This window comes from Bacillus sp. NH11B (assembly GCF_001884205.1).
Classification (GTDB): domain Bacteria; phylum Bacillota; class Bacilli; order Bacillales; family Bacillaceae_G; genus Bacillus_A; species Bacillus_A proteolyticus.
In genome coordinates, this window is the sequence record NZ_MAOG01000071.1 from 1 (window position 1) to 10,451 (window position 10,451).

A 10,451-nucleotide genomic window follows, 5' to 3' on the forward strand; every position below is an offset into this window, starting at 1 on the left:
AACTCCTGAACTAGAGGCGCTTTTTGCCTCAAGTGAAGGAGTGAAATGACCGACTGTTCTAGCCGCTGGAGCTAGACAATAAAAAGCAGAACCCGCTCAATCAACATGAAACATCTGCGAAAAAGTTTTTCAAAAATCTTCTCCTATATGATAATTAATATATATGTGCTTTCAAATTCATTATGTAACACAACATAAAAAAGGACAGCACAAAGGCTGTCCTTCAGTCGACTATAATTAGTCTTGGTTTGTCATTTCTGCATATTTTTCTGCAGTTAATAACTTCTCAACTTGGCTTGCATCAGAAAGTTCAACTTTAACCATCCATGCACCCTCGTATGGAGATTCGTTAACAAGTTCTGGTTGGTCACTTAATTCTTCGTTTACTGCTACAACTTTACCACTTACAGGTGCGTATAACTCAGAAACTGTTTTAACAGATTCTACGCTTCCGAATGGCTCGCCAGCTTCAATTGTTGCACCTACTTCAGGAAGTTCAACGAATACGATATCGCCTAGCTCACCTTGTGCAAAGTGAGTAATACCGATAACAACCGCATTACCTTCTGTTTTTACCCATTCGTGTTCTTCAGAGTAACGTAAATTATTTGGAATGCTCATGACTGTACCTCCAGTGAATGTATTAATTATGTAAAAATACCTTATTGGTACTTTTTCCACACACTTTCAAACTGCTCTTCGTTAAAACCAAGTGTTACACTCGTTCCATTTGTTACAATTGGACGTTTAATTAACATGCCATCAGATGCTAAAAGCTCGTACATTTCGTCTTCGCTTGCATCCTTTAACTTATCTTTTAAACCAAGTTCGCGGTAACGCATTCCACTTGTATTAAAGAATTTTTTTAATGGCAATTCACTTTTCTCATGTAAATTACGTAAATCTTCTTTTGATGGTGGATTTTCAACAATATGAATCATCTCATATGCTACATCGTTTGCCTCAAACCATTTCTTTGCTTTTTGACATGTGCCACACTTTGGATATGAATAAAATGTTACTGTCATAAATTCACCTACTTTTTTACTAACCTTTACCTTTATCATATAGAAAACGTTTTATTATTTCAAACGATTATTCGCTAAACTTTTACTTATTTCGTTATAATTTTTAATAATCCTGCTAATTTTTCTTATTTTTCCGCCATTTATCAAGAAAAAATAAATATATAATTTTTAAAAAACTTTTTTCTCATCCCACGCCGAACATATATCTTAAACAAATGTTTGATTAAATTCCTATTTTTCTTTGTTCACCCTTGAGCTGCATCAATTTCTTCCTACCGAACATATATCCTAAACAAACGTTTGATTAAATCCCTATTTTTCTTTGTTCACCCTTGAGCTACATCAATTTCTTCCTATCGAACATACATCTTAAACAAACGTTTGATTAAATTCCTATTTTCCCTTGTTCACCCTTGAGCTGCATCAATTTCTTCCTACCGAACATACATCTTAAGCAAAAGTTTATTTAACCGTTTCAGCCTATAGTCACAAAACCTGGAAACACTTTAAATGACAAAGACTTACAGATAAAAGGAACTAACGATTTTGACCGTAGTAGTGAGCCCGTAAGAAAGTTATTAAACATATCATCAATAAAGCCAAAGTAACTGCTCCTGAGAATATGAAATTCAAATTACTGACTGAAATAAAAAAAGAAGTACCCCTGTCTCTAATCAAGGGTACTTCTTTTTTTATCATGAATCTAAAGGTAAACGTATCCTTTATTAAAGTAGAAATGTATACTTTTCTACTTTTTCGTAGTTTATTCAAAATCTTTGCGGAACCGCCACTAGCTCATTTACATAATTATTGTTAGCTGAAGTTAATTATATTTTTCTACGTACTAAATAAAAAGCTAAGGAACCCATAATAATAGGTGCAACTAAACTAGAAGAATATGCACTAGTAATAGTAAAAAGAGAGAGTATAAATATATAAATAAGAGCTAGTCCAATAAATACAGGAATTCCAAATCGAAACTCCCTACATTGTTTTATGTTCCTGTATAACATTTCTCCAATTAGGCAAGCTACAAGATCTAATATACTACCAAATATGATGAGAATTACAATGAATCCTAATATGTTAGGTAAATCATTCTCGTAAGAATAACTAGGATCAGAAATATACGGTATTAAAAACCATATGATAATAAAAGTAAACAGGCTTGCAGCATAACTAATTAAAAATTTCCCCAACGTAATCATCCTCATAATTTTCTAATATTATCTTCATTGTATGACATAATGTCCTATCATTAATAGCAAGACTGCCATCCACGAAATTGCTAATTGCATGAAATAAAAAAGACGCATTTAAATTGATGCGTCTTTTGGCGATGTTTCTTTTGTGAAATCATATAAAGCAATCGCGCCTAAAATAACCAATATACCTTCAGGAGCATCCAACAAAATAGTTCTCCAAGTTTCTGATATTACCCATTTAATACCTGCTGCTGATTCAAGATATACTTGAAAATAACTGATTGTAAAATCAATTACATATAAACATACAAGTAATGTTAAACCGAATCGAATTAATTTCTTATTTTTAAACATGTAACACCTCTCAAAATTCATTGGATATTTCTGAGTTCAGTTCTTTATATACAAAAATCTCTATATTTAATTTTAACACACGGAAAAATCCAAATAAATACAATATGCATATTTACATATTTCGTGAATATTTAGGAATTACTTTTAATAAAAAATCCCTACAAGTGTAGAATAAACTAGCTTTAGCAATCCCAACAATTAATCGCATAAATAACGGAATCATTTGAACCACCATATAGACAATCCCAGCTCTTGAAATAAGGAGAAATCCTTTTTCCTGGCTACCAATCATAATGAATAACCCGCCGCATAACGCTACATAGAACCGACAGTTAAGAAATTACTGCAAAGAAAAAGCCATGTATACACATGACTTTCATAGCATAATCACTTCTATATTCCATAGAAATTAAAGTGAATTATATTTCTTTACTTTTAAAGGAATAGATATTACATATAAATCTATAGCATAAATAATAATCAAAATCCCTTTTCCTTCATCAGCAAATTTTGCTTGCAGAAACTTTTCTGAAACTTTCCTTTTTCCCCATCTCTTTGGAAGATATTCGAATCCTAAGAACATAATATTCATCCTCTACCTTTTCAAACAGGCATTATAATTTTAAAAACTATCTTTCTTTTTCCCATGATATTCGAAATTCTCCACCATGATCTTCCGTTTTAATTTTAACCTTATATGTATCATCCTTAGGTACTTTAATGCTTTTTTTACCTTCGCCACTATTAAATTCTAGTATAGTATTATCATTTGAATCTACAACATAAGCAATTATAGTTCCTTGTTTAGTTTTATCAGTAAAAGAAAAGATCCAATTCTCCCCTTTTTTAACTTTCCTATCTTGAGTTGCAGATCCAGCAAATTTCCTATAGTCCCCAGATATACTACCAGATACGCTATCTGAAGAACCATGAACCTTACCACCAACAATCGTTCCTTCTCTTGTAAAACACCCACTAAGAACTACCAAACATAGAACAAATAATAATGTATTTTTAATAATTTTCAACATCATTCCACCTTATTCCTATGGTCCTAATTTAACATTAGAATTACACATTCATATAATTACTGTTTTCCCCAAAAAAATCAAGATAAAAATTATATTATTTAGAATTTTTGATGATTATATTCCGTGAGAGTTAGGAAATTCCTTCAAATAAAAAAGTAATCTATATATCTTTGGCAATTTCATAAATAATGGCATCATTTGAATCACTATATAACCGATTCCTACATTCGAAATAAAGGAGAATCCTCGTTCCTGGCTCTACCTACCATAATAAGGATAAAGCTACTTACATACTTGCCCACAAACCAATACCAATCGCAAGGGGAGATGTGGAACTAACATTATCCTCCCTTGATAAAACGAGCTAATACTGGATGCGCTTCATTAAATTTTATAATCAAATCTGCAATAGCTGATATAAAATTATAAATCGGTATCATTACAGCCGCGAATACATCTCGCATACGTTGTAAAGCTTGCGTGAGCCTCTCAATCACATTGTTATATACTTCTACATAAAAAAATAAGAAGCCTCGTTTACAGGCTCCTTCATCATCTATTTAAATAATCTGCAATTGTTTGGAATACGACGATATACATATTATGAATACTTGCTTCTACATTTCCACCATTTGATAAACCAATTCCCCATTGTTGCCCTTCACCACTTCCGATACTCGCAAAACCTTGCGTATACATCGCATTTACATCTTTTCGGGCACTGTTATACTCTATCCCTTTTGTAATAAAAATCGAATATGATTTATCTTGTAAACCGATAAAAAACACTGGTTTCTTTAGTGATAAAAATACATTTTTATATTGCTCTGTTGAGGCTTCTTGAAAGTGATCTTTCATTATTAGAAAACCATCCACTTCCTTAGATTTCTTTTCCAGTTCCTCTAACTTCATTTCCTCAAACTTTACATTCCTAAACGTATCTCTCGGCTTTTCACCAACAACTCCAATTACGAGTGCTCTTCCGTTATATTCTAATTTCTCTCCTTCTTTATCCTTTGCACACCCAGTACTCACTAGGCATAACAATATAAAAACTAAGAAATAAAATGAACGCTTCATTTAGCACCCTCTCCCTCTTTTAAGTCAAGTGACAAAAATGTAAGGTGAATTCAAGAAAATGTAAGTAAAATCGATAGCCCAATTCGTGTTTCTATATTATAATCAATTGAATTTACTTACATTACTAAAAAACATAGGAGATTGTCATGAAGAAATTTAAACTTTCATCTTTTCTTCCGTTAAGTTATATACTTCTACTCGTACTCGTAAGTCCCCTTTACGACGTATTAAATAAATCAGCTGTTCATGCAGTAAACGTTACAACTGTAGTAGATAGTTGGATTCCATTTATAAAAGCATTTATTATTCCTTATTTACTTTGGTTTCCATACTTATACGGCGCACTTATTTATTACTGCTTTGCTGATCGAAAGCAATATTACGTTACTTTAAGTAGTGTAATTCTTGGCAAACTTGCTTGTTTTTCTGTTTATTATTTTTGGCAAACAACAGTACCGCGTCCAACCGTCGTTGGAACAGACGTATTTTCCGAACTAGTCCGCTATATTTATAGTATCGATCAACCGGTAAACTGTTTCCCTAGCATTCACGTTCTTACTACATTTGTAATAATGCTCGCTGCCTTTAAACGTAGAGAACAACATGCTTTTGAATATTACATTCTTACTTTCTTCGGTACACTTATCATTTTATCAACGCTATTTACGAAGCAACACGCATTTGTAGATGCCGTTTCTGGAATGACGCTTGCAAGCATATTATACTTCGGTGTTCAGCTATTGTTAGCAAAAGAACCAATAAGAGTTCCAGTAAAACAAAATCATAAAATGTAACATAACAAAAAAGCAGACTGTGGCTTCTTCAGTCTGCTTTTCTCTATATCAAGGAGATTTTCAAATTAAGATTGCGGTACAGTCATATCACCTGAGTGAATACGACCTGCTTTTTTAAGAGCAATGTAAAGTATATAAGAAACAGCTACTGGGATGATGATATAAGTGATTATCATCGCTGGGAGAACTTCCCATCCTTGGCTGGAAATTAAATTAATTGGTGCGATAAGAGAACTTAATCCAAGACCTGCAATTTCTTTTCCTGCTTCTAGATGGAAAATCAATGCCGATACTGGGCCCACTATTGCACTGGCGACGACAGTTGGGACGAGAATCATTGGATTTTTAGTAATGTTCGGCAACTGTACTTTTGGAGTACAAAGTGCCTGAGCTAATATGCCACCTAAATTATTTTCTTTCGCTGAGATAACAGAGAATCCGATAAACTGAGCAACACATCCAGCAAGTGCTGCACCACCTGCAACACCATCTAAGCTAAGTGCTATCGCTAAAGCAGCTGATGAAGCTGGAGAGATAAGTAATAATCCCCAAACTACAGCAATCACGATAGAAGCGACGAACGGGCTACCAGCTGAACTATCTTTAATGAATGCTCCAACTGCATTTAAAACTGGGCTAATATTTTGAGCTAACCAAATACCGACTAAACCAGAACCGAGTATTGCTGCAAATGGAACGAGCATCATATCTAAAGCAGTCTTTCCGCTTAATCGTTTACCAATATAAACTGCTAAAGTCGCTGTTAATAATGCACCGATTGGTTCACCTGTTTTAATGATGAGACCAGCTTCAGTAATTGAAATGGAACCTGCTCCAATTGCCCCAGCCACCATCGCTGAGAAAATTACGAGTCCGTTTGCACCAAGCATAAAAGCAATTCCGGCTCCAATTGCTGGTGCCATAAGTGATTTTGCAACAACTCCGATTGTAATAAGTAGTGGGATATCAACAATTCTTCCTATATTTTCGATCAGTAAACCAATTCCAAGAGATACGAAAATACCCTGTGCGATTCCGGCAGAAGCTTTAAACACACGAGACATTATATATTCCTTCATTTGTTTCACCTTCTCCTATAATTTAGTAGCCAATTGTTTTCATATAATCGCGTAAAACATCGTTTGATTTCGCAAAGCGGCTTTCTTCATCTTCTAATAAATTCAGTTCTACCACTTCTCTTACACCGTCTCTAGTAATAATTGCTGGTACTCCTGTACAAATATCGTATTCGCCATATTCGCCATCTAAAATAGCTGAAACAGCGATAACACGGTGATCATCATTGAAAATTGAGCGGGCAATATAAGCTAGGGAATTTCCGATTCCGTAATAAGTAGTTCCTTTACGCTTATAAATTTCCCAGCCAGCTTTTGCAGTCTTTTCAACAATTTCATCTAAATCTATCTCGCCAAATCGTTCTTTTTGTTCCTCTAAAATTTGCAGAATTGGCTTTCCACCAACAGTTACGTGAGACCAAGCAACCATTTGAGAATCACCATGTTCCCCTAATGAATACCCATGAATACTACGAGGATCTACATGTAACATTTCAGATAAAATTGTTCTTAAGCGAGAAGAATCTAGTGATGTACCAGTACCAAGTACACGATTTCTTGGTAAACCAGATAATTTCCAAACTTGATATGTAATAATGTCAACTGGGTTCGATGCGATTAAGAAAATGCCATCAAATCCACTTTCCATTACGCCATTCACAACACTCTCCATAATCTTAGCGCTTGCTCCTAAAGTGTCTAAACGACTTTGTCCAGGCTTCGGCGCTGGCCCTGCTGTAATAATTACAATGTCCATATCTTTGCAGTCTTCATAGCTTCCTGCATATACTTTTGTTCTTGTATTTGTAAAGTTAATGCAATGCGATAAATCCATCGCTTCTCCAACTGCACGTTCATGATTTATATCAATTAACAATAGCTCTTCGCAAATCCCTTGGTTTACAATGGAATACGCGCAGCTTGATCCAACTAATCCAGTACCGATAATTGCAATTTTTCTTGTGTTTCTATTCATAGCAATCTCCCCTAATCGATCATGTAATCTATTTCTTTTGTTCTTTACACTCCTAATTATAGAGATTCCCACGATAGAAACCATGGATACTTTGTGAAATATTGAACAAACTTTTGTCCTTTTTGTGAATTGTCATATTCAATTTTCGTCATATTTGTTACAACTGGAAAAATATTTCTTATGTATTTATTGACATATACCAAACAAAAAAAACGAGCGAATCCATTCGCTCGTTTCATTCATCACACTATTCCGCACTTAATTGACTTTTTAATTGCTGTACAATCATTGGATTAGCAGGTGCTGCCGGTTTGTAATAACTCTTTTGCTTTGCGTATTCATACATATTACGTTGACGCATCTCATCTTGATTGCGAATTTGAATTAACGTTTGATGTAACTGTTCATTATCAGACTGAGAAATATAATTTGCATAACTTGTTAAACTTGAATTTAGCCCTGCTAAATAATCATTTACCATATCTTTTTCATTCATTTTTCGCTTCCTCCTATCCTAAGAAAGTCATTAATTGTTGTTTCGTATTTCGTGCATCTTGTGCATCCTTTTGTAGCATTTGTTTCAACTCTGGATCTGTACATGCCTGTGCATACTGTTCTAACTTGTTAATAATTGTTGCGTGTCCACCAATCAAATGACGTAAGTTTTCTACTTCAAGCTCTGTTAAATTTTGCATAGAATACTCCTACCTTTCTTTGTTCATTCAATATTTATTATTTGATTCTTTTTAAATCGTATTCATTAAAAAGCTTTCTTAAATTCCTTTCATAATAAAATCAACCACATCTATTTATACAGACAAAAAAATGTTATAATTACAGAAAAATACAAATTTTAAAAATATACCCTTAACTTTATAATTCACAAATACACCATATTAAGAAGGTGTGTGCCTATGCAAAGAAAGTTTAAAGTTATCTTCTTCATCGTTTATGCAATCCTATATGTAAAATTGCTAATTGATGTACTAGCTTTAAAACCACTATTAACCTCTATACCTTTACACATGTTATTTCTCATTTGTTTCCTATTTATAGCACTTAACAACTATAAAAATCGTAACACTACGTTTTTCTTAGGATTTATTAGTAAGCGTTAGTTTAATTAAAAACTCCCTTTTATAAACTCTACATAACAAAGGAGCAATGACTATGAAAATCCACGACTTTCTTACAAAAAGCCAAGAAGCTTATGATTCTGAGTCAAGCCAGGATCCTTTCGTATTTACGTTTTTCAATTTTGTCTTAGCAATATATACATTTCTAAAGCCTGCTAAATAATATTATTTAGCAAGAAAGAGCCTCTAAATCATTAGAGGCTCTTTCTCATTTTCAAGCCCTGTTCAATTTCGCATAGAATGCTCCTATCTTTCTTTGCTCATTCAAGATTTAGTATTCTGTTCTTTTGGGATTATATGCACTAAAAAACCTTAGAATCACTTCTAAGGTTTCCTCTTATTCAATCTCTCATTACATGTAATCCTTTAATAAACGTTTCTAGTAATAAATATAAACTTGTATCCAAATCTAGCGGCAAACCAAATCCACCCTGCTGTTCAATCGACGCAAACCCATGACAAATACTTCTGAATCCACGTGTCGCATGAAGTGCATTCTCTCCTTCTAAGCCGTATTGTTGTAAAACCTGAAGACAAAGCTTCACAATTCCGTCACCTGCTTTTCTTACTTCTTCATCTCGTAAAAAGGTTGCTTCATACAATCCAGGATGTTTGCGGACGAATGCTACATACGCTTCTCCTAAAGCATGAATTGCTTCATCCATACGTTTACCCTCGGCCGCTTCTTCCAATCTGTTATGCAACTGTTCTATTCCGTAAATACCAAGATTTTTCCGTACATCTTGTAACCCTTTCACATGATTATATAGTGAGGGCGAACGTATCCCTAACCTTTGCGCTAATGAAGCTATTGTTACTTCTTGTATTCCATTTGCATCCGCAATTTCTGCTGCTGTTTCTACAATTTTCGGTAATGTAAGTCCAATTCTAGGTGACATAAATTAACCCTCTTTTCTACTTTCTATATTCCGCCTAGCTTCCTTAATGGCAAGCTCTATGATAGCGCCTGGATCATTTATCATTTTCCCATGCCCTGCCGCAAGCAAGGATGGCTCATATTCTCTCAGCTTCTCTGCACTTTGTAATGATATTTCTTTGCTCCACGTTGCCATCGCAGGAAACGGAAACCAAAATTTCATTTGTCCTGAAACAGCCATACCTCCTCTTGTTTGGAAGGCATCCCCGACAATAAGAGCTTTATTTCGTACATCAAGAAACGACATGGAGCCTGGCGTATGTCCCGGTGTCATAATCGCAAGAAGCGATCCAACTCGGTCGCCATCTTCCAATAAAACATCAGGTACCGTTTTTACCTTTTTAGGTACACCGCCTTTTATCGGTATATTCGGTTCATCCTTTTGTAACGTCGTATCTCCTTCTAACAGTTTTGCGTCTCGCTTAGAAATATAGACTGGAACATTAGGAAGTACGTCCTTTAATGCGTCTAGTGCACCGATGTGATCATCATGCGCATGTGTTAATACAATATTCGTAATTGGTTTTCCTATTTTCTCAGCCGCCTGCAAGATTCCTTTTGCACTATATGGCAAAGCAGCATCAATTAAAGTTAAACCATCTTCTTCCTCCACAAAGTAACAATTCACAGGAAACACTCTTGGCAAAAATGACAATTGATATACCGTTTTTTCATGCATCATTCTCATATTCCCATCTCCCTTTTCACAAAAACTAATACTATTAGTTTTATTATACTAATGGCATTAGTTTTTGTCACTGAAAATTACATTTTTTCACAAAAAAAAAAAAAAAAAAAAAAAAAAAAAAAAAAAAAAAAAAAAAAAAAAAAAAA

16 protein-coding genes and 1 pseudogene are annotated in these 10,451 nt (G+C 34.1%); 2 read left to right on the forward strand and 15 right to left on the reverse strand.

The window, feature by feature from the left end; genetic code table 11:
• Positions 1-237: 237 nt before the first annotated feature.
• The 9 genes and pseudogenes from gcvH to BAU27_RS11410 all read right to left on the reverse strand — a co-directional run bounded on the left by gcvH (position 238) and on the right by BAU27_RS11410 (position 4,698).
• Entirely contained in the window at positions 238-621 is a 384-nt protein-coding gene (gene gcvH / locus BAU27_RS11375; protein WP_071748138.1) for a glycine cleavage system protein GcvH, read from the reverse strand.
• A gap of 41 nt (positions 622-662) precedes the next feature.
• Positions 663-1,028, reverse strand: a complete 366-nt coding sequence (locus tag BAU27_RS11380) for an arsenate reductase family protein (RefSeq protein ID WP_000218970.1) — start codon at positions 1,026-1,028, stop codon at positions 663-665.
• A gap of 827 nt (positions 1,029-1,855) precedes the next feature.
• A complete protein-coding gene (locus tag BAU27_RS11385) occupies positions 1,856-2,227 on the reverse strand; it encodes a hypothetical protein (protein WP_083595963.1) in 372 nt (123 codons plus the stop codon).
• Positions 2,228-2,344: 117 nt separating this feature from the next.
• A complete protein-coding gene (locus tag BAU27_RS11390) occupies positions 2,345-2,587 on the reverse strand; it encodes a DUF3937 family protein (RefSeq protein ID WP_071748137.1) in 243 nt (80 codons plus the stop codon).
• 112 nt (positions 2,588-2,699) lie between these two features.
• A pseudogene (locus BAU27_RS11395) lies at positions 2,700-2,906 on the reverse strand (hypothetical protein); the annotation flags it as partial.
• A 90-nt stretch (positions 2,907-2,996) separates the two neighbouring features.
• Positions 2,997-3,170, reverse strand: coding sequence for a hypothetical protein (locus BAU27_RS32310; protein WP_175546538.1), 174 nt, complete (start codon positions 3,168-3,170; stop codon positions 2,997-2,999).
• Positions 3,171-3,216: 46 nt separating this feature from the next.
• Positions 3,217-3,618, reverse strand: coding sequence for a hypothetical protein (locus BAU27_RS11400; RefSeq protein ID WP_071770931.1), 402 nt, complete (start codon positions 3,616-3,618; stop codon positions 3,217-3,219).
• A 341-nt stretch (positions 3,619-3,959) separates the two neighbouring features.
• Positions 3,960-4,115, reverse strand: coding sequence for a tail length tape measure protein (locus tag BAU27_RS11405; protein ID WP_071770932.1), 156 nt, complete (start codon positions 4,113-4,115; stop codon positions 3,960-3,962).
• Positions 4,116-4,170: 55 nt separating this feature from the next.
• Entirely contained in the window at positions 4,171-4,698 is a 528-nt protein-coding gene (locus BAU27_RS11410; protein WP_071748135.1) for a hypothetical protein, read from the reverse strand.
• Positions 4,699-4,844: 146 nt separating this feature from the next.
• Between BAU27_RS11410 and BAU27_RS11415 the strand changes: the two genes are divergently transcribed.
• Positions 4,845-5,492, forward strand: a complete 648-nt coding sequence (locus BAU27_RS11415; protein ID WP_071748134.1) for a phosphatase PAP2 family protein — start codon at positions 4,845-4,847, stop codon at positions 5,490-5,492.
• Between the two features lie 65 nt (positions 5,493-5,557).
• On the opposite strand, the gene BAU27_RS11420 is transcribed toward BAU27_RS11415, so the two are convergent.
• The 4 genes from BAU27_RS11420 to BAU27_RS11440 form a co-directional block, all read right to left on the reverse strand.
• Complete coding sequence (locus BAU27_RS11420) at positions 5,558-6,571, reverse strand: PTS sugar transporter subunit IIC (protein WP_071770933.1); 1,014 nt, start codon at positions 6,569-6,571, stop codon at positions 5,558-5,560.
• Between the two features lie 22 nt (positions 6,572-6,593).
• A complete protein-coding gene (locus BAU27_RS11425) occupies positions 6,594-7,544 on the reverse strand; it encodes an L-lactate dehydrogenase (RefSeq protein WP_071770934.1) in 951 nt (316 codons plus the stop codon).
• A 247-nt stretch (positions 7,545-7,791) separates the two neighbouring features.
• Complete coding sequence (locus BAU27_RS11435; RefSeq protein WP_002015950.1) at positions 7,792-8,040, reverse strand: spore coat protein; 249 nt, start codon at positions 8,038-8,040, stop codon at positions 7,792-7,794.
• A gap of 13 nt (positions 8,041-8,053) precedes the next feature.
• A complete protein-coding gene (locus BAU27_RS11440) occupies positions 8,054-8,239 on the reverse strand; it encodes a hypothetical protein (RefSeq protein WP_044738025.1) in 186 nt (61 codons plus the stop codon).
• A 219-nt stretch (positions 8,240-8,458) separates the two neighbouring features.
• Between BAU27_RS11440 and BAU27_RS11445 the strand changes: the two genes are divergently transcribed.
• The gene (locus BAU27_RS11445) at positions 8,459-8,662 is read left to right on the forward strand and encodes a hypothetical protein (RefSeq protein WP_254797960.1); all 204 of its coding nucleotides are present in this window, start codon (positions 8,459-8,461) and stop codon (positions 8,660-8,662) included.
• A gap of 359 nt (positions 8,663-9,021) precedes the next feature.
• Here BAU27_RS11445 and BAU27_RS11450 read toward each other — a convergent pair whose 3' ends face one another.
• Entirely contained in the window at positions 9,022-9,579 is a 558-nt protein-coding gene (locus BAU27_RS11450; protein WP_071770936.1) for a TetR/AcrR family transcriptional regulator, read from the reverse strand.
• Positions 9,580-9,582: 3 nt separating this feature from the next.
• Positions 9,583-10,305, reverse strand: a complete 723-nt coding sequence (locus tag BAU27_RS11455) for an MBL fold metallo-hydrolase (protein WP_071748129.1) — start codon at positions 10,303-10,305, stop codon at positions 9,583-9,585.
• Positions 10,306-10,451 lie beyond the last annotated feature (146 nt).